Below are 20,969 nucleotides of genomic sequence, written 5' to 3' on the forward strand. Positions count from 1 at the left end.
GTTGGTGGTGGCGGATCAGGGCCGGGTACTGCGGTTCTCCGACCAGGCTTGCCACAACGCCGCGTAAGGACCGTCGGCGGCGCGCAGTTCGTCGTGGGTGCCGCTCTCGGCGACCCGGCCGTCCTCCATCACGATGATCCGGTCCGCGGCGGCGGCTTGGCTCAGGCGGTGCGCGACGACCAGCGCGGTGCGGCCCTCGAGTGCCCGCTCGGCGCCCTGCTCCAGGCGCTGGGCACCGGAGCTGCCCGCCTCGGCGGTGGCCTCGTCGAGGACCGCGACCGGTGGATCGGCCAGCACCAGGCGGGCCAGGGCGAGTTGCTGCGCCCGGTCGGCGGTCAGCCGGTGGCCGCCCTCGCCCACGATCGTGGCGAGCCCTTCCGGCAGGGCCTCGGCCCAGTCGAGGGCGCCGACCCGGTCGAGGGCCTCGCACAGCTCCTCGTCTGTGGCATCCGGGCGGGCCAGTCGCAGATCGTCGGCGAGCGGACCGGCGAAGACATGGACCTCCTGGGTGACCAGCGCCACCGTGCGGCCGGACTCGTCCGGCTCGGCGCCGCCGATGTGCACGGTGCCCACCGACGGGCGATGCACGCCGACGACCAGTTTGGCGAGGGTGGTCTTTCCCGCGCCGCTGGCACCGACCAGGGCCACCTTCTCCTTGGGGCGCAGCACGAGATCGACGTCGTGGAGCACGGGGCGGCCCGGCACGTAGGAGTGCCCGAGCCCGGTCACGGTGACGGTGGCGTCGGAAACGGGTCCCCGGTCGACGGTGTGCGGCACCGGTTCGTCGACGACGCCGACCAGCCGGGCCAGTGCCGCTGTCGCCGACTGGGCGTCGTCGAGCAGTACCAGAGCGGTGTTGACCGGCCCGAACAGACTGTGGAAGTACAGTGCGGCGGCCGTCGCGGTACCGATCGAGGCGGAGCCGCCGCGCACCAGCAGGAAGCCGGTCACCAGGACGGCCGCGAGACCCGTGTACTCGGCCAGGTGCAGCCGGCTGTAGAAGCGCAGCACCAACTGCACGCCGCGCATGGTCAGTTCGACCGCGGCCCCGGAGCGCGCGGTGACCCGCTCGGTGTGTTCGGCCTCCATCCGGTACGCCCGTACCGTGCCCGCCCCGCTGATGGTGTCGAGGAGCTGCTGCTGCTGGGCCCCGGTGGCGATGCGCTCCTTCGCGTACAGCGGGGTGGCGTTGCGTACGTACCAGCGGGCGGTGTGCGCCTGGACGGGCACCGCGAGCAGCGCGGCGAGCAGGAAGCGCCAGTCGAGCAGGGCCAGCGCGCCGAAGGTGAGCACGATGGACAGCGCGGAGCCCGCCAGTTCGGGCAGCGCGGTGCGCACCGCGTCGGTGACCCGGGAGACGTCCCGGGTGACGCGCGCGTTGAGATCGCCCGAACCGGCCTTCTCCACCCGGTCGAGCGGCAGCCCCAGGGCGCGTTCGACGAAACGCTCGCGCAGTTCGGCCAAGACGGTCTCGCCGAGCCGGGAGACCAGCGACCGCCCGAGCGCGGCGGCTATGCCCTGTGCGACGGCGACGGCGACCAGCAACAGCACGGGCAGTGTGAGGTCTCCGGCCGGGCTGTGGTCGGTGACGAGGTCGACGATGCGGCCCAGCAGCGGCTGGGTGAGCAGTCCCACGCCGGTGGCCAGCACCATCACACCGAATCCGGCCCAGGCCAACGCCCGGTGCGGGATGAGCAGTTCACCGACGGCGGCCCGGGTGCGGGCGGGGGTGGCGGTGGGCAGCAGCTCGGGGGCCCCAGGGTTCGACGGGGTCGTGTCGGGTTGTGCGGTGGTCATGCCAGCACCGTCTTCCGGTACGCCGCGTCGGCTCGTACGAGATCGGCGTGCGGGCCGTCGGCGGCGACCCGGCCGGCATCCAGGAGCACCACCCGGTCGGTGACGGCGAGCAGGGCCGGGCTGTTGGTGACCAGAAGCGTGGTGCGGGCGTGCCGGAACGCGCGGACGCCGTCGGCGATCCGGGCCTCGGTGACGGCGTCCACGGCGGTGGTCGGGTCGTGGACGACGAGCACGGGCCGGTCGGCGCCCAGCGCGCGGGCGAGGGCGACGCGTTGGCGCTGGCCGCCGGAGAGCGAGCGGCCCCCTTCACTGACCTGGGTGGCGCTGCCGTGCGGCAGCGCCCGGGCGACCTCATCGGCCGCCGCGGCGGCCATCACCCGCTCCATGCGGTCGCCGGAGCCGATGTTGTCGCTCAGGGTGCCCTCGAACAACGCGGCGTCGTGCGCCGCGACCAGCACCGCGGTGCGCAGCTCGGCCGGGTCGAGGTCCGACAGCGGTACGCCGTCGAGTTCCACCACACCCGCCTCAGGGTCGTCGGCGCGGCCGAGGCAGCGCAGCAGGGCCTCGGCGGCGGCCGGGTCGGTGCTGGCGACTCCGAGCAGTTCGCCGGGTGCGACGGTCAGGTCCAGCTCGCGCAGCCCACCGAGGCTGACTCCGCGCAGCCGGAGCGCGCCGCGCACCGGGGCGGACAGCGGCCGGTCGCCGGGGAAGACGCCGGGGGCGGCGGCGAGGACGTCCGCGATCCGGGCCGCGGAGGCCCGGCCCTGGGCCAACTCGGTGTTCACCCAGGCCAGTACTTCGAGCGGGCCGAGGAGGAACAGGGCAAGCCCGAGCGCCGAGACCAACTGCCCCAGCGTGATGTCCCCTTCGACGGCGAGCCGCCCGCCGATCAGCGCCACCAGCGCGATGAACCCCCCGGTCAGCGCGAGCACCACACCACGCTGCCATGCCTCGGCGCGGGCGGCGCGCAGCGTGGCGGCCAGCGAATCCCGGCTGGTACGCCGGTAGCGGTCGACGGCCGCGGCCTGCGCGCCGATGCCCTTGAGCACCCGCAGTCCGGCGACCAGGTCGGCCGCGACACCGGAGGCATGGGCGGCCCGCTCCTGCTCGGCCTCGCTGCGGCGTTCCAGCGGCTTGCTGAGCAGATGCCCGAGCCAGAGCAGCACGGGCGTGCCCAACAGGACGACCAGGCCGAGCGGTACGGAGATCAGCAGCAGCGCGACCGCGCTGACGATCAGACCCATGAGGGCCGAAGTGCCCAGCATTGCGGCCATGTTGACCGCGCCGACCCGCTTGGCGTCCTCGGTGGCGATGTTGGCCAGCGCGCCCGGAAGCCGTCCGCTCTCGGCCCCGCCGCGCGGATCGAGGACGCGTCGTACGAGGTCCACCCGCAGCGTGTGCGCGGCCTGTTCGGCCGCCCGCTCCCCGGCCCGCGCCCCGAAGCGGAAGCTGAAGGACAGTCCTACGTACATGACGGCCAGGACGGCGAGCCAGCGCACCAGCGCGCCGGTGTCGCCCTCCGCGACGCCCTGGTCGATCACGATGCCGATGAGCACCGGGACCAGGGCCTCGCCGAGTTGATGGGCGGATCCGAGGAGCGCGGCGGTGACGACCGCGCGCCGCTGTCCCGCGACCGTCCGCGCCAGGACATTTCGCCCTGACGGTTCCTCAGCTCCCATCTGCCGCACCCTCCGGAACCAGCCAGCATGGAATTTAGGTAAGGCTAGTCTAAGTGAGAGCCTCCAGGTCAAGGTTCTCGTCAATGGCGGATGGCGCGGTGACGGGTCCGGTCACCGGTCCCTCACGGGTCCGATCGAGCTGGGTCAACTGCGGGCGGTGAGATAGCCGCCCATGGAAGTGAAGTAGTCGGTCGCGGGCATCTCTTCGCCGTCCTCCGTACGGATGCGCGTGATGGCGAGTCCGTGATTGCGCCCCGTGCGCGCGTCGGCTCCGGCGACGATCACCACTCCGTCGCCCTCGCGGTAGAAGATCCGGCCCGGAGTGCCGCCGTAGCGGCCGGCGGACACGAACGCCGCCAGGATTTCGAGGCGCTTGCCCCGGTGATAGGTGAACGCGCTCGGATACGGGGCGGACTGGGCGCGCACCAGACGTTCGAGGTCTTCGGCGGGCCAGTTCCAGTCGACGCGGATGTCCTCGGCGGACCGCTTGTGGAAGAAGCTCGCACGGGAGCGGTCCTGCCGGGTGAACTCGGTCTGCCCGGAGGCGATCAGGCGAAGGGCCTCCGTGGTGACCGGGGCGATCAGGTCGACCGTCTTGTGGAACAGGTCCGTCGCGGTGTCCCTCGGCCCCACGGTCACCGCGTGCTGGGCCACGATGTCGCCGGCGTCGAGTTCCTCGTTCATCATGTGCGCGGTGACGCCGACTTCCTTCTCGCCGTTGATCAGTGCCCAGATCAGGGGGGAGAACCCGGCGTAGGCCGGCAGCAGCGAGTCGTGCACGTTGAGGGTGCCGTGGCGGGGCAGTTCGAAGATGCGCGGAGGGATCCAGGTCCGCCAGTTGTTGGCCACGATGACGTCGGGCGCGGCCTCTTCGAGTGCGGCGAACAACTCCTCGTCGTCGGGCCGCTTGCGGATCAGCACCGGCACGCCGTGCTCGCGGGCCAGGTCGGCGACCGAGTCGCTCCAGATCTTCTCGTAGGCGTGCTCGCTCTTGGGATGCGTCACGACCAGTGCCACGTCGTGCTCGGAGTCCAGGAGCGCTTTCAGGGTTCGATGGCCCCAGGTCTGATAGCCGAACATGACGACCCGCATGCGGTTCCTCCTCGGGCTGAATGAAGAGCAGCGCCAAGTAAAGCAAGGCTTGCCTAAGTGGGCAATGGTGACAGGGGTCGCAGGTCACGTTAGCCTCGCCCCACCATGACGGGAACGCTGTGCACGAGGCTCACGAACGCCCACATCATCACCATGGATCCGGACCGCCCCGTCGCCCATGACCTGGGGATCTGGCACGGCCGCATCGCGGGCCTGGACGAGGCGGTGACCGGACTGCCCGCGCGCAGGGTGGTCGACCTCCAGGGCGCCACCGTGCTGCCCGGTTTCATCGACAGTCATGTGCACCTGGCGTGGACGGGATTCAAGGCGAACACCCCGACCGTCGCCCCGTGCACACGGGTCGACGACGTGCTCGACGCCGTGGCCGCGGCCGTCGCCCGCAGCCCGCACGGCGCCTGGGTCAGCGTCGCGGGCTACGACCAGCGGGCACTGGGACGCCATCTGACCGCCGCTGAGCTGGACAAGGTCAGTGACGGCCGCAAGGTGTTCCTGCTGCACGAGTCCGGACACGCCTGCGTCGTCAACAGCGCGATCCTGAACCGGCTCCCCGCCGATGTCCCGCACGAGAACGGTTTTCTCGCCGAGGGCGCCATGGGCGCCGCACGCAGGCTCCGCGACCCGTACACCCAGGAAGAAATCGCGGACGCCATCGTGCGAGCCGGCCGGATCTGCCGGGCCGAAGGGGTGACGGCCTGCGCCGAAGCGGGCATCGGCGGCAGGCTGTTCGGCCATGGTCCCATCGAACTGGGGGCCTATCAGCTCGCGCGGGAGCAGGGCCGGCTGCCGCTGCGGGTGCAACTGATGATCGCCGCGGACGTACTGCATCCCATCGGGCCACCCGACGAGAACCATGGACCCCGCGCGCTCGACCTCGGCCTGCGCACCGGATTCGGCGACGACTGGCTGTCCGTGGGAGCGCTCAAGGTCTACACCGACGGCGGCATGATGGCGCGCACGGCCGCGCTGAGCAGCCCGTACGAAGGCATGGGCCATGCCGGGCAGTTGCAGGAGGACCCGGAACTCCTGATCGACACCATCGTCAACGGTCACCTCGGCGGCTGGCAGCTCGCCGTCCACGCCATCGGCGACCGTGCGGCCGATCTCGCGCTGGACGCGCTGGAGCGGGCGCAGCGCCTCCGGCCGCGCCCCGGCGCCCGGCATCGCATCGAACACGCGGGCCTGATCCGGCCCGACCAACTGCCCCGCTTCGCGCGACTCGGCGCGATCGCGGTGGTCCAGCCCAACTTCCTGCGGTACTTCGGCGACGACTACGCGTCGATCATGGGCGAGGAGCGGGCCCCGTGGATGTACCGGGGCAAGGGCTTCCTGGACCAGGGCATCACGCTGGTGGGCAGTTCCGACCGGCCCGTCGCGGACGGTTCGCCCTTGCGGGCCATTCAGTTCATGGTCGAACGTGCCTCCGAGTCCGGTCGGCTCATCGGCCCCGACGAGGCCATCACGGTCGACGACGCCCTGCGCTCCTACACCGTCGGCGGGGCCTTCGCCTGCCACTGGGACGACCGGGCGGGCAGCCTCACCCCGGGCAAGCGGGCCGACCTGGTGGTGCTGGGGGACGACCCGCGGCGCGTCGATGTCGCCCGCATCGGTGACATCGAGGTGGTCACGACGCTGGTGGACGGCCTGGAAGGGGAACCGCACGCTATGTGACGCACGTCACTCAACTCTTCCGGAACTCAAGCCCCGGCACTCCCGACTCCTGAAGATGGAAGAGTCCTCACAACCCTCCACCGGCGCGGATTCCACGCTTCGGAAACTGCTGCCCCCGCCCGCGCTCTGCGGCTTCCTCCTGCTGCTCGCGCTCATGTTCACGGTGTCCTACGCCGTCGGCTCCACTGCCGGTCCGGTCGCGCCCGGCCTGCACGGCACCAACACCGGCGGCGGAAACGGCGACGGAAGCGGCGGCGGCATGGAGGACATGGACATGCACGGGAGTGGCGGCTGATGGGCACGGAAGCGGCGACCGGTCCACTGGTGACCACCGATCTCACCGTCGGCGGGATGACCTGCGCGGCGTGCGTGCGACGGGTGGAGAAGCGACTCGGCAAACTCGAGGGAGTCACCGCGACGGTCAATCTGGCCACCGGTCGCGCCCACGTCAGCCATCCGCCGCACATCCGCCCCGCCGAACTCGTCGCGACGGTCGAGCAGGCCGGATACACGGCCGCGCTGCCCGAGCCTCCCCCCACGCACAAGGGCCAGGCGGGCAAGGCGGGCCAGGTGGATGAGGAGGAGCCGGAGGCCGCTCGGCCGGAGCGGGAGCGGCTGCTGGTCACGGCACTCCTCGCCGTACCCGTCCTCGTGCTGTCGATGGTGCCCGCCCTGCAGTTCCGCAACTGGCAGTGGCTGTGTTTCGCGCTGACGGCTCCGGTCGCGGTGTGGAGCGCCTGGCCGTTCCATGTACGGGCGGTGCGGGGACTGCGGCACTCGACGGCGACCATGGACACGCTGGTGTCGCTGGGCGTGGTGGCGTCCTTCTTCTGGTCGGCGTACGCGCTCTTCCTCGGCGGAGCGGGTGATCCCGGGATGCGGATGCCGTTCAGTCTGCTGCCGTCCGCGGCGGACGGTACGGCGCACGTCTATCTGGAGGCGGCCGTCGGGGTGCCGCTGTTCGTGCTGACCGGCCGGTTCCTGGAGGGGCGGGCGCGGCGGGGCACCGGGGCGGCCCTGCGGTCCCTCGCCGGGCTCGCGGCCAAGGAGGTGTCGGTACGCGAGAACGGGGTCGAACGACTCGTCCCCATCGACCAGTTGGGGCTGGGGCAGGTCTTCGTCGTACGGCCCGGTGAGCGGGTCGCCACCGACGGGACGGTCGTGGAGGGCAGCTCCGCCGTGGACCTGTCCCTGGTCACCGGGGAGAGCGAGCCGGCCGAGGTCGGGCCCGGCTCGGCGGTGGTGGGCGGCGCCGTGAACGTCGGCGGACTGCTCCTCGTACGCGCCACCGCGATCGGCGCCGACACACAACTCGCCCGGATCACCCGGCTGGTGACCGATGCCCAGGCCGGCAAGGCGCGGGCGCAGCGGCTGGCCGACGCGGTGGCCGGGGTGTTCGTGCCGGTCGTCCTCGCGCTCGCCGTCACCGTCCTCGGCTTCTGGCTCGGCGCCGGAGCCGACCCGCAGGCGGCCGTCACCGTGTGCGTGGCCGTGCTGGTCGTGGCCTGCCCCTGCGCGCTGGGCCTGGCGACCCCGACCGCGCTCATGGCCGCCACCGGACGCGGAGCTCAACTGGGCGTCCTGGTCAGCGGTCCGCAGGCGCTGGAGGCGTTGCGGCACATCGACACCGTCGTCCTGGACAAGACCGGCACCCTCACCTCCGGCCATATGACCGTCGCCCGCGTCACCGCCGTACCGGACGGGCTCGGGCGGGAGACGGTGCTGCGGCTGGCCGGTGGCGTGGAACAGGGTTCGGAGCATCCGCTCGGCCGGGCGATCGTGTCGTACGCGCGGCGGGAGGGGCCCGAGCGGCCGTTGCCGGAGCCGAGCGAATTCAGCGCCGTGGCGGGGCGCGGAGTCCGCGGCCGCGTCGAGGGCCGCCTCGTCGAAGTCCTGGCGCCCGAGGACGAACTGCCCGCCGCCCTGGCGGACGCGCTCCCGGCGGCCGAGGCCGCCGCGCATACCACCGTCCTGGTCCGGGTGGACGGCGTGCCCGAGGCACTGATCGAGATCGGCGACGTGGTACGGCCCGGCAGCTACCGCGCGGTGGAGCGGCTGCGGCGCCTCGGTGCGTATCCGGTGCTCGCCACCGGCGACCGGGAGGCACCGGCCCGCGCGGTCGCGGCCGCGCTCGGCATCGAGGAGGTGCACGCCCGCTGTTCCCCCGAGGACAAGGCCGAACTCGTACGCAAGCTGCGGGCGGACGGCCGCCGGGTCGCGGTCGTCGGGGACGGTGTGAACGACGCCGCGGCGCTGGCCGGCGCCGACCTCGGCATCGCCATGGGCGGCGGCACGGACGCGGCGATCGGGGCCGCCGACGTGACCCTGGTGCGCGGCGACATCGAGACGCTGGGGGACGCCGTACGACTCGCGCGGCGCACCCTCGGCACGATCCGCGCCAACCTGCTGTGGGCCTTCGGCTACAACGTCGTGACCCTGCCGCTCGCCATGGTGGGCCTGCTCAACCCGATGGTCGCCGCGGCGGCGATGTCGGCGAGCTCGGTGCTCGTGGTCGGCAACAGCCTGCGGCTGCGCGCCTGGCAACCGACGCCCGCGTGGAAGGCTCGGAGCGGCCGCCGGTGACCGAACACCTCTGGCGTCCGACCCGGCGCCGGCTCACCGACACCCTGCTCGCCGCGTTCTTCCGGCTCTCCAACTCCGGCGACATCGCACGACCCCCTGTGACCTCGACGGGTTCTGGATCACTCGTCCCGGATTGAGTGGGAGGGCGGGGTCATATCCGTACCGCACCATGACATCCGAACCCCGGATATGAGGAAGAGCCCGTCATGAGCGCTGGGTGGTGTTCTCGCACGGTACGGGCCGCGGTCTTCGCGGCCGTCTGTGTGCTGCTCGCCGCCCTGGGGCACGTCATGATGTCCGGAAACCACGTGCACTGGTGGGCGTTGGGCGCCGCGGCCGCGGCGACGGGCGGTACGGGGTGGTGCCTCGCCGCTCGCGAGCGCGGCCTGCCGCTGATCGTGTCCGTGGTGGTCGTCGCCCAGGGGGCGCTCCACTGGGCCTTCTCGCAGGCACAGAGCTCGGCCTTGGCGGGCATGGGCGGCAGGTCCATGGGGCCGATGGAACATGCCATGGGCTCCACGCACATGGAGTCCACGCACATGGAGTCCACGCACATGGAGTCCACGCACAGGGACGCCATGGACTCAATGCATTCCATGGACATGGGCGGCACCTCCTCGTTCGGCATGCTCGTCGCCCACCTGCTGGCCGCGCTGCTGTGCGGTCTGTGGCTCGGGTACGGCGAACGCGCCGCCTTCCGCATCCTGCGCGCCGTGGCCGGTCGGCTGGCCGCACCGCTGCGGCTGCTGCTCGCCTTGCCCACACCGCCGCACCGCCCGCGCCTTCGCGCACACCGCGCCCGCTCGGACCGGGCGCCGCGGCGACTCCTTCTCGTCCACGCGATCACTTCTCGGGGTCCGTCCGTGGGGACCGCTGTCGTCTGAAAAGACAGCCGGTACCCGAGGCAGCCCGTGCGCGCCTCGGGCCTCGGCCGTACGCCGCCGTACGGCCGTACACCTCACCGAGAAGGACAACCAGGTGATCACTCCTGCCCTGCCCACCTCGTGCGACACAAGCGGTGACACCACCTCGGTCGACGAGTCGATAACCGCCTGGGCGCTCGCCGCCCGCGCCGGTGACCCGGATGCCGTCGAACATTTCGTACGCGCTCTGCACCGCGACGTCCTGAGGTACGTCGCCCACCTCTCCGCCGACCCGCAGGCCGCCGACGACCTGGCCCAGGACACCTTCCTGCGCGCGCTCGGCAGCCTGCACCGGTTCGAAGGGCGCTCGTCCGCCCGCGCGTGGCTGCTGTCCATCGCACGGCGCGCGGTGATCGACAGCTTCCGGTACGCCGCCACCCGCCCGCGGCTGTCCGACGCACCGGACTGGCGGCTGGCCGTCGAACTCGCCCAGCCGCGCGGTCTGCCCGGCTTCGACGACGGCGTCGCACTCCTCGACCTGCTGGCCGCGCTGCCCGACGAGCGCCGCGAGGCGTTCGTCCTCACCCAGTTGATGGGACTGCCCTACGCGGAGGCCGCCGAGGTCAGCGACTGCGCCGTCGGAACCGTCCGCTCACGCGTGGCCCGAGCCAGGACCACCCTCGTCGACCTGCTCGCCGAGACGGACGCGCCGACGCCGGTGGCAGCCTGACGAGGGTCGAACAGCCGTGTTCTCGGTGCTGTCGGCGTCCCGCCGCCGACCCGTAGCTGCTGGGCATCTCCAACGGAGCCGCGCTCGGACTCGGCATCCGGTCGGCGACGCCGCGGTCACCGCATAGGTCCCCGAAACCGTGAACACTTTGGGCCAAAGTGTTCACGGTTTCCGAGGAGGGGCCGGACTAGGTCCTAGCAGAACTGACCGGGTCACGGACTGATGCCCGCCTTATCCTCGGCTGGCACACTGGCCGGACCCGGTGAAGGAGAGCACGCGTATGTCGATGGTCGGCAACTTGCGCAAAGTCGCCCGTCTGGCACGACGGGGGCGTCGTGTGGACCTCAGCCATCCGGCTCGCTCCCCGCTCGGCTCCACCGTGGTCAACTGCGTCATCTACCGTGACGGCATCCGCCAGGAGGCCGCGCCCAGCGTCGAGGAATCCGTCGCCCGGGTACGCAAACACGGTCACGGACGCGGCGACGGCTTCGTCTGGCTCGGCCTGCACGAGCCCAGCGAGACCCAGTTCGCGCGGGTCGGCGAGCTGTTCGGCCTGCACCCGCTCGCCGTCGAGGACGCGGTCCACGCCCATCAGCGGCCCAAGGTCGAGCAGTACGGCGACGTCCTGTTCGCCGTCTTCAAGACGGTCGCCTATGTCGAGCACGAGGAACTGACCGCTACCAGCGAGGTGGTCAACACCGGCGAGATCATGGTCTTCGCCGGCCCCGACTTCGTCGTGACCGTCCGGCACGGACGCCACGGCTCCCTCGGCCCGCTGCGCGAAGACCTCGAAGCCGACGCGCGGCAGCTGGCCAAGGGCCCGGCCGCGGTGCTCCACGCCATCGCCGACCATGTCGTCGACGACTACCTGACCGTCGCCGATGCCGTCCAGAACGACATCGACCAGGTCGAGACGGACGTCTTCTCCCCGCACAGCCCGCGCAGTGCGGACGCCGGCCGTATCTACCAGCTCAAGCGTGAACTCCTCGAACTCAAGCGGGCCGTGGTCCCTCTCGGCCGCCCGGTCCAGGCGCTGGCCGTCCAGCCGATGCCCGCGATAGACCCCGAGATACAGGCGTACTTCCGCGACGTCGCCGACCACCTGGCCCGCGTCACCGAGCAGATCACCTCCTTCGACGCCCTGCTCGACTCCATCCTCCAGGCCCACCTCGCGCAGGTGACCGTCGCCCAGAACGAGGACATGCGCAAGATCACCGCCTGGGCCGCGGTCATCGCCGTACCGACGATGGTGTGCGGTGTGTACGGCATGAACTTCGACCACATGCCCGAGCTGCGCTGGCGCTTCGGCTACCCGCTCGTCCTCGTCGTCATCGCGACCGCCTGCCTCGTGATCCACCGCGGCTTCAAGCGCAACGGCTGGCTGTGACGAGCTGACGGCTAAGACCGACCGGCAATTGGAGGGCGCCGGCGCCGAGCGCCCGCACCTCGCCGCCTGCGAGATCTTCACATGGGTCATGAGTCATGAGGGGTGAGTGGATGTGGCGGTCGGCTGGGAGTGGGACGACACCTTGTTCTCCGGCGCGGCCGCCTACTATCAGCGCGGCAGGCTTCCTTATGCCCTCGGACTGGCGGACGTTCTCGCCGAGGTTCTGCAGCTCGACGGCCAGGGGCGGCTTCTCGATGTGGGATGCGGGCCGGGCACCCTTGCCCTGAGTCTGGCGCACGCTGTCGGTGAGATCGTCGGTGTGGACCCGGACGGCGGGATGATCGCGGAAGCCGGACGTGCGGCCGCCGAGGCGGGAGTGGCCCAAAAGGCACAGTGGGTCCAGGCCCGGGCCGAGGATCTGCCCGCAGGCCTCGGGACGTTCACGGTGGCGACCTTCGGTCAGTCCTTCCACTGGATGGACCGCGACCTGGTGGCGGCAACCATCAGGGACATGCTCCGGCCCGCCGGGGCGTTGGTGCACATCTCGGACCTGAAGACGGAGCGTCGGACCGTCGACGGTCTTCCCATCCGGCGGTGCCCTACGCGGCGATGGACGAGCTGGTGAGGCGATACCTGGGACCGGTCCGGCGAGCGGGCCGCGGAGTACTGCCGCAGGGAACAGTCGGCGGCGAGGCCGAGGTGCTCGCCCGGGCGGGATTCTCCGGCCCCCAGCGCCATGTCGTTCCCGGCGGGCAGGCGCTGGAACGCACGATCGACGACGTCGTCGCGTGGGTGTTCTCGATGTCGTCCTCGGCTCCGCACCTGTTCGGCGCGCGCCTCGACGCCTTCGAAGCAGACCTGCGTCGACTGCTGCGGGAGGTCTCCCCGTCGGCCCGGTTCTCCGAACGCCGGCCGAGCACCGAGGTCTTCGTCTGGTGGAAGGGCTCCACCGGCGGCACCTAGGTCCTGTCGTTTGGATCACGCCGGTGAGCGGGGTCTGGCACGCGCGTCTGCGGCGACAAGGCATCGTCGATTCCCCGCGACCTGATCCAAACGACAGGCCCTGGTGCCGCAGCTGCTCGCGAAAGAGCGAAGACGGCCCGGGGATGTGATCAAGCGGACACTGGGGCCGCCTGTCAGGCCTTTGTACGAAGATCTTCTATGCTCGGGTGCGACCATTCGAATCCAGAGGGGCAGAGCTATGAGCCAGAACGTCTTCTTCGAGGTGACCGCGAACGGCGAGCCACTCGGCCGCATCGAGTTCAAGCTGTACGACGACGTCGTCCCGAAGACGGCCAGGAACTTCCGTGAGCTGGCCACCGGCGAGCACGGCTACGGCTACAAGGGCTCGCCGTTCCACCGGGTCATCCCGGACTTCATGCTCCAGGGCGGTGACTTCACCAACCAGAACGGTACGGGCGGCAAGAGCATCTACGGCGAGAAGTTCGCCGACGAGAACTTCCAGCTCAAGCACACCAAGCCGGGCCTGCTGTCCATGGCCAACGCGGGCCCGAACACCAACGGCTCGCAGTTCTTCATCACCACGATCATCACCGACTGGCTCGACGGCAAGCACGTCGTCTTCGGTGAGGTCGTGGAGGGCCTGGACGTCGTGAAGGCGATCGAGGCGCTCGGCAGCCGCTCCGGTGGTACCGCCAAGAAGATCGTCATCTCGGACTGCGGAACCGTCTGAGCGGTCCGACCGCACACAGGATTCACCTCTGTCACGTCTGTCACGTTTGTCGTGCCTCGTGGCCACGGTCCTGTGCCGCTTGAGCCGATTGTTCGCCCGCTCGACGGAGCTGCGCTTGTGATGGCGCGCTTCGTCGAAGCCGGCGGTCGTCCGCCCGGCCCCACGTCCCGGGACTCGGCTCTTCTCTTCGAGCCTCGTGATAGCTTGCGCTGGCCAGTCGCACCTTCGTACGACGACGTACGAAGGTCAGGGAATCCGGTGTGAATCCGGGACTGACGCGCAGCGGTGAGGGTGACGGGCACGGCTATTCGGCCACTGGACCAGTGAGGTCCGGGAAGGCGCCGTGTCCGAGTGACCCCGAGTCCGAAAACCTGCTGGCACACGGTACGGTCGGGCCCCGCGTACGGGCCCTTGACGTAGAGGAACAGCAGTGTCCGTCACGCGCGCCACATCCCTGTCCGCCGCCTTCCTGTGCGGGACAGTCCTCCTTGCCGGCTGCGGGGGTGGAGGCGCAGGCGGATCCGAGGGATCGGCGGCGGACACATCGCGGTCGATCGAGAACTGCGGGCAGAACGTGAAGGTCAGCGGGGCCGGACCGCAGCGCGCCGTCTCCCTCAACCAGGGCACCACCGAGATCATGCTCTCCCTGGGTCTTGCCGACCGCATGGTCGGTACGGCCACCTGGACCGACCCCGTGACGAAGGGGCTCGAGAAGGCGAACGCCAAGGTGAAGCGGCTGGCGGACAACGCGCCGTCCTTCGAGACGGTCCTCGACCGTGAACCGGACTTCGTCGCGGCCTCGTTCGCCTCCACGCTCGGCAAGGGCGGCGTGGCCACGCGCGAGCAGTTCGAGAAGCTCGGCGTCCCCACGTATCTCTCCCCCTCCGACTGCGAGGGCAAGGACAACAGCGGCGACGGCGACGGCGTGCGCACGAAGCCGCTGACCGTGGACACCGTCTACCGCGAAGTCCGTGATCTGGCCCGCGTCTTCGGCGTGGAAGAGCGAGGTGAGGAACTGGTCGCGGACCTCAAGTCCCGGGTGGCGAAGGCGACGAAGGGGCTCGACGCCTCGGACGTCACCCTCCTGTACTGGTTCGCCAACTCCGACTCCCCTTATATGGCGGGCTGTTGCGGTGCACCTGGCCTCATGACCAACACCCTCGGCGCGAAGAACGTGTTCGACGACACCACCGACGAGTGGCCCCAGATCAACTGGGAGACCGTCGCCGACCGCGACCCCGACGTCCTGGTGATCGGCGACCTCACCCGCAAGTCGCAGACCGCCGAGAGCGCCGCCAAGAAGATGGAGTTCCTGGAGTCCAACCCGGTCACCAGGAACATGGACGCGGTCAAGCACAAGCGGTACGTCCTGCTCAGCGGGCAGGCCATGAACCCGACCATCCGCACGGTCGAGGGCATCGAAAAAGTCGCGAAGGGGCTGCGCGACTTCGGCCTCGCGAAGTGACCCCGGCCCTGCTGCGCTGGGCGGCGGGTCTGGTGGCGCTGGCGGCCTCCGTCGCCGTGGCCCTCACCATCGGCCCGGCCGACATAGGCGTCGCAGATGTGTGGTCGGTCCTCGTCTCCCACCTCGGCGGCGACGCCTCCGGCCTCACCCCGATCCGCGACGGCATCATCTGGAACCTGCGTCTGCCCCGCACCCTGCTCGCCGCGGTGTGCGGGGCCGGACTCGCCCTGTGCGGCGCGGTGATGCAGTCCCTGCTGCGCAACCCGCTCGCCGACCCCTTCGTCCTCGGCGTGTCCTCCGGGGCGTCGACCGGGGCCGTCCTCGTGGTCGTGCTCGGCGCGGGCGGCGGGGCGCTGTCCCTGTCCGGCGGGGCCTTCGTCGGCGCGCTGTGCTCGTTCGCGCTGATGCTCCTGCTGGCCCACACCCTCGGCGGGACGACCGACCGGGTCGTGCTCTCCGGCGTCGCCGCGATGCAGTTGTTCTCGGCGCTCACCTCCTTCGTCGTGGTCACCTCGGCCGACGCCGACACCACCCGTGCCGTGCTGTTCTGGCTGCTCGGCTCGCTCAGCGGGGCCGGCTGGACCGACGTGTGGCTGTGCCTGGCCGTGCTGCTGCTCGTCCTGGCCGTCTGCCTCGGGTACGGCAGGACGCTGGACGCCTTCGCCTTCGGGCAGGACGCGGCGGCCACGCTCGGCGTCCAGGTCGCCCGCACGCGCCTGGTCCTGCTCAGTGTCACCGCTCTGCTCACCGCGGCCCTGGTGAGCAGCGCCGGCGCCATAGGCTTCGTCGGCCTGGTGCTCCCGCACGCCGCCCGGGCCCTGGTCGGCCCCGGGCACGGGCGGCTGCTGCCCGCCACCGCGCTGGGCGGCGCGGTCTTCCTGGTGTGGATCGACACGCTGGCCCGCACCCTCTTCGAACCGCTGGAGATCCCGGTGGGTGTCATGACCTCCCTCGTCGGCGTCCCCGCCTTCGTCGCCGTCCTCTACCGCACACACCGGTCCGTGAGGAGCGCACCATGACCCTCAGCGCTGATCGCGTCTCCCGCACCGCGGGCGGCCGGCTCATCCTCGACGGTGTCGGCCTCACGCCCGCCCCCGGAGCCATGACCGGCCTGCTCGGCCCCAACGGCTCCGGCAAGTCCACCCTGTTGCGCCTGCTGTGCGGCGTCCTGGCGCCGGCCTCCGGAGTGGTCACCCTGGACGGCCGTCCCCTGGCCGAGCTGCGCCGCAAGGACATTGCCCGACGCGTCGCCGTCGTCGAACAACAGGCCGACACGCAGGTCGAGTTGAGCGTCGCCGAGGTCGTACGACTCGGGCGCGTCCCGCACCGGCGTGCCTGGATCCCGCCGACCCCGGCCGACGAGGACGCCGTACGGTCCGCACTCGACCGCACCGGCCTGGCCGACCGCCCCGACCAGCCCTGGCACACCCTGTCCGGGGGCGAACGCCAACGCGTCCAGATCGCCCGCGCCCTCGCCCAGGAGCCGCGCGAACTTCTCCTGGACGAGCCCACCAACCACCTCGACCTCCAGCACCAGCTCGACGTCCTCGACCTGGTCTCCGCTCTGCCCGTCACCTCCGTGGTGGCCCTGCACGATCTCAACCTCGCCGCGATGTACTGCGACCAGGTGGTCGTCCTCGGGCGGGGGCGGGTCGTCGCCGCGGGCACGCCGGGCGACGTGCTCACCGAGGAACTGATCGCCGAGGTCTACGGGGTCCGCGTCGCGGTGAGCCATCCGGCGGGCGACGGCCGCCCGCACATCCGGGTGCTGGGCACGCTGGCCCGCGACCGGTCGCCCTGACGACACCCACCCCCTAGGGCCTGTCCGGCGGATCATGCCGCGGACGCGGGGCTTGGCACGCCCATCTGCGACGTTGTCGCCGGCCGCGGCGGGCATCTCCTTTCGTCCACCACGACCGGCCGTGCCCGCGGCGCGTCAGCCCTCGGCCGGTATCCGTGGCGTGGTCTGTGCCACGGCCAGGGCGGCCAGCTCGTCCGCCGTGCGCGGACCGGGTTCCGCGTCGTCCAACTGTCCCCGCGCACGCAGCAGTTGCGCCGCGGCGATGCCCCACGGCAGCCGGAGCCCCGCCTGCTGGAGGAGATCCGTGCGGGCCAGTGTCGTGGCCGCGAGTCCCATGTGTACACCGGACGGGGTGAGCAGCGCCGCGTCGTCGGCCCAGCGCAGGGCGAGGTCCACGTCGTGCGTGGCCATCACCACGGTGGTGCCGCTCCTACGGAGGGCGTCGAGGGTGGCGAGCAGCCGCTCCTGACCGTCGGGATCGAGCCCCGCGGTCGGCTCGTCGAGGATCAGCACGCGCGGCCGCATCGCGACGGCACCCGCGATCGCGGTCCGCTTGCGCTGCCCGTACGAGAGCAGATGCGTGGGCCGGTCGGCCAGGGCGGTGATGTCCAGGGCGGCGAGCGCCTCGTCGACCCGCGCCCGTACCTCGGGGTCGGGCAGGCCGAGGTTCAGCGGCCCGAAGGACACGTCCTGGGCGACGGACGCGGCGAACAACTGGTCGTCCGGGTCCTGCACCACCAGCTGGACCGTGGTCCGCAGCCGCGTCAGGCCCTTGCGGTCGTAACGGACCGGGCGGCCCTCGACGGTCAACTGGCCGGTGCGCGGCCGCAGTCCGCCGCTGAGCAGCCGCATCAGCGTGGTCTTGCCACTGCCGTTGCGGCCGAGCAGAGCCAGTGCGCGTCCTTCCGGCACCTCGAAGTCGAGGCCGTCGAGCACGGGCGGCCCGTCCTCGTACGCGAAGGACGCGCCGCAGAGTGCGACGAGGGCGGGCTCGCTCATGCCGGCGGCCTTTCGAGTACGAAGGTGAGTACGGCCACGGCTGCGAGCAGCGCGAGACTCGCGGCCGTGAAGCGGACGGAGACACGGGCCTCGGGCACCAGGACGCGCAGAGTGCCGTCGTAGCCGCGTCCGGCGAGCCCGGCCTGCAGCCGCGTCGCCCGGTCGAAGGCCCGGACGAACGCGGTGGCGCCGAGCCCGGCCAGGGAGCGCCAGGTGGCGGCCCGTGTGGTGTGCCCGAGCCGGGCGGCCTGCGCGTCCCGGATCCGGCGCACGGAGTCCAGGAGCAGGAAGCTCATCCGGTACGTCACCAGTGCCACGTCGACCACGGGCGCGGGCACCCCGGCCCGCACCAGGCGCGGCAGCAGGTCGGACATCGGCGTGGTGAACGCGAACAGCAGCACGCCGAGCGAGGCGGCCGAGGTGCGCAGCAGCAGTTTTCCGGCGCGCACCGGCCCCCCGTCGGCCAGGGTCACGAACCCGTCCGGGCCGCCGACCTGCACGAGCAGCGTGACCGCTCCGGTCACGCAGAAGCCGAGCGGAACGCGGTAGGCGCGCCAGAGCCGGCGCCAGGGTACGCCCGCCGGGCCGAGCAGCACGGTGAGGGCCGTGACGAGCACGAGGGGGGCTCCCGGCCAGGGAGGCAGGGAGATCGCGAGCAGGGTGAGCCCCAGCCCGAGCACGGCTTTGTCCACGGGGTGGCGGCGGCGCCAGTGGCTGCTGTGCGCCGCCGCGTCGATCGGCAGCACGGGTCTCAGGCCCGCCCCGCCGTGGATTCCCCGGTGGTCTGCGAGTCCGTCCCGGCAGGGGCCGTTCCTTCGTGAGCCCGGGCTCGCAACTCGCCCTGGCGCCGCCCGCGGCGCACACCGAAGTAGTAGGCGAGGACGCCCGCACCGATCGCGGCCTGGAGGGCGAACAGCGCCGACTCGATCTCGCCGGACGGCGGTTCGTACAGGGGCGAGAACCAGGGCTCGTAGTCCGGATCGATCTCGGTGATCGCCGTCTCCGCCTCGGCGTCGGCGCCGACGAACGGCTCCTCCTTGTGGTCGCCGAGGCCGAGGACCAGCGGCAGTACGGCGAGCGCGGCCACGACGAGCAGCAGCAAGGCGTTGATCTTCGTGTTTCTGCTCATCGGGCCACCGCCTCGGTCTTCTTGCCGGCCAGCAGGACCCCGAGCCGGGTCAGCTCACCCTTGCTGGACTGCACCAGCAGCCGCATCACCAGCACCGTCAGCAGCCCCTCGCTCACCGCCAGCGGGATCTGGGTGACCGCGAAGATGGAGCCGAACTTGCCGAGCGCGCCCAGGAACCCGCTGCTCGGGTCGGGGAACGCGAGCGCCAGCTGCGCGCTGGTGACGCAGTACGTGGACAGGTCGGCCACGAACGCGCCGAAGAACACCGCGACCATCAGCGGCACGTCGAACCGCCGCAACAGCCGGTAGATCGCGTACCCGGCCCAGGGCCCGACGATCGCCATCGAGAAGACGTTGGCGCCGAGTGTGGTCAGGCCGCCGTGCGCGAGCAGCAGCGCCTGGAAGAGCAGGGTGATGGTGCCCAGCACCGCCATGATCGGCGGCCGGAACAGGATGGCGCCGAGCCCCGTGCCGGTGGGATGCGAGCAACTCCCGGTCACGGAGGGCAGCTTCAGCGCGGACAGGACGAACGTGAAGGCTCCGGAGGCGCCCAGGAGCAGGGTGCTCTCGGGATGCTCTCTGACCTCACGGGTGAGGGACCGTACTCCGTGGACGACGAATGGCGCTGACGCGATGCTCCAGGCGACCGCGTGCGCAGGGGGCAGAAAACCCTCGGCTATGTGCATGGCTCAGCAGACCCTCTCCAGCACCTCGTGGATGGTTGACGCGCCTTGGCCGGTCTCCTGGCTGACGGGTACCACCGCCCGTACTCCGCCTTCCCGGGTCCGAGGACCCAGTGGCTGCCCGCGAGGGCTGGAGCCGGACTTCCCGATCACAGTGGCGAGGGCCGCACCGGTATCACACCGGATTTCCCGTGCACCAAGGCGTCGTGACAGTAGTGCGTGCACCGGGAGGGTGACAAGCGGGGCACAGAGGTGTGAAGGCGGCGCATGCGCTCACACCTGGCTCCGAGTCTTTGCCTGCGCTTGAATTCACCGACCACAGTCAGTGCACAAGGGAGCCACAAGTGTCGCGCCTCACATCGCCGTTCAGTCTTCGCCGTTCCGGCGTCCTCACCGCGGTCGCGCTCGCGGTCGCCGTCGCCACCGCCGGACCGGCGGCCGCCCATACGGAGGTCGAGGCGGAGGGCGCCCGTGCCCTCGACCAGAATGTCGCGCTGACCTTCACCGCGGAGTCGGAGTCCGGCTCCGCGGGGATCAGCAAGCTGGAGGTGATCCTGCCCGAAGGCATCACCCCGCAGGACATCTCCTACAAGGAAGGGCCCAAGGGCTGGAAGCTCGCGCCCACCAACCGGGGGTACATCGTGTCCGGGCCGAAGCTCGCGGTGGGCGAGGACGCCGAGTACGTCGTCACCGTACGGCAGTTGCCCGACGTCAAGGTGCTGGACTTCAAGACCCTGCAGACCTACAGCGACGGCCAGGTCGACCGCTGGATCGAGTTGGACGAAGAGGTGAGCGAGGACGGCCACGGCCATCCGGCACCCCGCCTGGAGCTGAAGCCCGCCGCCCCCGGCGCCGAACCCGTCAGCCCCAGCCCCACCGGACAGACGACGACGGCCTCGCCCTCGCCCTCGCCTTCGCCTTCGCCCAGCACCGGCTCGGGCGAGCCCACCTCCGGGGCGCCGTCGGCGTCCGCGAAGCCGGTGGCGAAGGAATCGGACGACGACGGTATGTCCGTCGCCGTGCCCGTCGGTATCGGCATCGCCGTCCTCGCGATCGGCGGCGCGGTGTGGTGGCTCAGGAGCCGTCGCGGCGGCGCTGCCTGACGCCCCGCAGCCCCCTCGTACGAAACCTCCCGCCCGGTCCCCAGCAGTGCTCACGGCACAGGCAGGGGCGACGGGTCTGCTCGAGGTGAGGTTCCCTGCCGTGGCTGAGATCCCCTTCGCCCACGTGAAGGGGCTCTCGGGCTGCCTCGGGCTTCCGGCAAAGAACAGATAGGCCGCGCCTATACGGGGCATCGATTTTTGGTCGTGGACCGCTTCACACGGGGGCCGGTTCACTGTGGCGCAAGCTGGCGCGTACCGATCGGGCTCGGTGTCGCG

General features: G+C 71.3%; 19 protein-coding genes, 1 pseudogene and 2 riboswitches. Of the genes and pseudogenes, 13 read left to right on the top strand and 7 right to left on the bottom strand.

The window, feature by feature from the left end; all coding sequences use genetic code 11:
* Positions 1-15 precede the first annotated feature (15 nt).
* The 3 genes from AB0D57_RS06220 to AB0D57_RS06230 all read right to left on the bottom strand — a co-directional run bounded on the left by AB0D57_RS06220 (position 16) and on the right by AB0D57_RS06230 (position 4,568).
* Positions 16-1,797: an ABC transporter ATP-binding protein gene (locus AB0D57_RS06220; protein ID WP_362067572.1), complete on the bottom strand. Its 1,782-nt coding sequence runs from the start codon at positions 1,795-1,797 to the stop codon at positions 16-18.
* Positions 1,794-3,476, bottom strand: a complete 1,683-nt coding sequence (locus AB0D57_RS06225) for an ABC transporter ATP-binding protein (protein WP_362067574.1) — start codon at positions 3,474-3,476, stop codon at positions 1,794-1,796. Before AB0D57_RS06225 ends, AB0D57_RS06220 begins: the two co-directional genes overlap by 4 nt.
* Positions 3,477-3,620: 144 nt before the next feature.
* Positions 3,621-4,568 (bottom strand): methionyl-tRNA formyltransferase, encoded by a 948-nt coding sequence (locus tag AB0D57_RS06230; RefSeq protein ID WP_362067576.1) that lies wholly within the window; start codon positions 4,566-4,568, stop codon positions 3,621-3,623.
* Positions 4,569-4,673: 105 nt separating this feature from the next.
* On the opposite strand from AB0D57_RS06230, the gene AB0D57_RS06235 reads away from it, so the two are divergent.
* From AB0D57_RS06235 to AB0D57_RS06290, 12 genes and pseudogenes are all read left to right on the top strand, one after another.
* Positions 4,674-6,257, top strand: a complete 1,584-nt coding sequence (locus AB0D57_RS06235; RefSeq protein ID WP_362067578.1) for an amidohydrolase — start codon at positions 4,674-4,676, stop codon at positions 6,255-6,257.
* Between the two features lie 55 nt (positions 6,258-6,312).
* Positions 6,313-6,552 (top strand): hypothetical protein, encoded by a 240-nt coding sequence (locus AB0D57_RS06240; RefSeq protein ID WP_362067580.1) that lies wholly within the window; start codon positions 6,313-6,315, stop codon positions 6,550-6,552.
* Positions 6,552-8,840 (top strand): heavy metal translocating P-type ATPase, encoded by a 2,289-nt coding sequence (locus tag AB0D57_RS06245; protein ID WP_362067582.1) that lies wholly within the window; start codon positions 6,552-6,554, stop codon positions 8,838-8,840. Before AB0D57_RS06240 ends, AB0D57_RS06245 begins: the two co-directional genes overlap by 1 nt.
* Positions 8,837-8,977: a hypothetical protein gene (locus AB0D57_RS06250; protein WP_362067584.1), complete on the top strand. Its 141-nt coding sequence runs from the start codon at positions 8,837-8,839 to the stop codon at positions 8,975-8,977. Before AB0D57_RS06245 ends, AB0D57_RS06250 begins: the two co-directional genes overlap by 4 nt.
* 69 nt (positions 8,978-9,046) lie before the next feature.
* Entirely contained in the window at positions 9,047-9,724 is a 678-nt protein-coding gene (locus tag AB0D57_RS06255; RefSeq protein WP_362067586.1) for a hypothetical protein, read from the top strand.
* A gap of 94 nt (positions 9,725-9,818) precedes the next feature.
* Complete coding sequence (locus AB0D57_RS06260; protein WP_362067588.1) at positions 9,819-10,433, top strand: sigma-70 family RNA polymerase sigma factor; 615 nt, start codon at positions 9,819-9,821, stop codon at positions 10,431-10,433.
* Between the two features lie 280 nt (positions 10,434-10,713).
* Positions 10,714-11,820, top strand: coding sequence for a magnesium and cobalt transport protein CorA (locus tag AB0D57_RS06265; RefSeq protein WP_362067590.1), 1,107 nt, complete (start codon positions 10,714-10,716; stop codon positions 11,818-11,820).
* 112 nt (positions 11,821-11,932) lie between these two features.
* Positions 11,933-12,783 (top strand): annotated as a pseudogene (locus AB0D57_RS06270) (methyltransferase domain-containing protein).
* 238 nt (positions 12,784-13,021) lie between these two features.
* Positions 13,022-13,513 (top strand): peptidylprolyl isomerase, encoded by a 492-nt coding sequence (locus AB0D57_RS06275; RefSeq protein WP_362067592.1) that lies wholly within the window; start codon positions 13,022-13,024, stop codon positions 13,511-13,513.
* Positions 13,514-13,710: 197 nt separating this feature from the next.
* Positions 13,711-13,907: riboswitch (cobalamin riboswitch) on the top strand.
* 36 nt (positions 13,908-13,943) lie between these two features.
* Entirely contained in the window at positions 13,944-14,978 is a 1,035-nt protein-coding gene (locus AB0D57_RS06280; protein ID WP_362067594.1) for an ABC transporter substrate-binding protein, read from the top strand.
* Positions 14,975-15,997, top strand: a complete 1,023-nt coding sequence (locus AB0D57_RS06285; RefSeq protein WP_362067596.1) for an iron chelate uptake ABC transporter family permease subunit — start codon at positions 14,975-14,977, stop codon at positions 15,995-15,997. The genes AB0D57_RS06280 and AB0D57_RS06285 overlap by 4 nt, the downstream gene beginning before the upstream one ends.
* Entirely contained in the window at positions 15,994-16,779 is a 786-nt protein-coding gene (locus tag AB0D57_RS06290; RefSeq protein ID WP_362067598.1) for an ABC transporter ATP-binding protein, read from the top strand. The genes AB0D57_RS06285 and AB0D57_RS06290 overlap by 4 nt, the downstream gene beginning before the upstream one ends.
* A 135-nt stretch (positions 16,780-16,914) precedes the next feature.
* On the opposite strand, the gene AB0D57_RS06295 is transcribed toward AB0D57_RS06290, so the two are convergent.
* From AB0D57_RS06295 to AB0D57_RS06310, 4 genes are read right to left on the bottom strand one after another with little or no spacing between them, the layout of a single operon-like run.
* Positions 16,915-17,778, bottom strand: coding sequence for an ATP-binding cassette domain-containing protein (locus tag AB0D57_RS06295; RefSeq protein ID WP_362067600.1), 864 nt, complete (start codon positions 17,776-17,778; stop codon positions 16,915-16,917).
* Entirely contained in the window at positions 17,775-18,524 is a 750-nt protein-coding gene (cbiQ, locus tag AB0D57_RS06300; protein WP_362067602.1) for a cobalt ECF transporter T component CbiQ, read from the bottom strand. Before cbiQ ends, AB0D57_RS06295 begins: the two co-directional genes overlap by 4 nt.
* A gap of 5 nt (positions 18,525-18,529) precedes the next feature.
* Complete coding sequence (locus AB0D57_RS06305; protein WP_362067604.1) at positions 18,530-18,907, bottom strand: energy-coupling factor ABC transporter substrate-binding protein; 378 nt, start codon at positions 18,905-18,907, stop codon at positions 18,530-18,532.
* A complete protein-coding gene (locus tag AB0D57_RS06310; protein WP_362067606.1) occupies positions 18,904-19,593 on the bottom strand; it encodes an energy-coupling factor ABC transporter permease in 690 nt (229 codons plus the stop codon). The genes AB0D57_RS06305 and AB0D57_RS06310 overlap by 4 nt, the downstream gene beginning before the upstream one ends.
* Before the next feature lie 29 nt (positions 19,594-19,622).
* Positions 19,623-19,806, bottom strand: a riboswitch (cobalamin riboswitch).
* Positions 19,807-19,934: 128 nt separating this feature from the next.
* On the opposite strand from AB0D57_RS06310, the gene AB0D57_RS06315 reads away from it, so the two are divergent.
* Positions 19,935-20,693 (top strand): DUF1775 domain-containing protein, encoded by a 759-nt coding sequence (locus AB0D57_RS06315; RefSeq protein WP_362067608.1) that lies wholly within the window; start codon positions 19,935-19,937, stop codon positions 20,691-20,693.
* Positions 20,694-20,969: the final 276 nt, after the last annotated feature.

Source organism: Streptomyces sp. NPDC048275 (assembly GCF_040652275.1).
Taxonomy (GTDB): Bacteria; Actinomycetota; Actinomycetes; order Streptomycetales; family Streptomycetaceae; genus Streptomyces.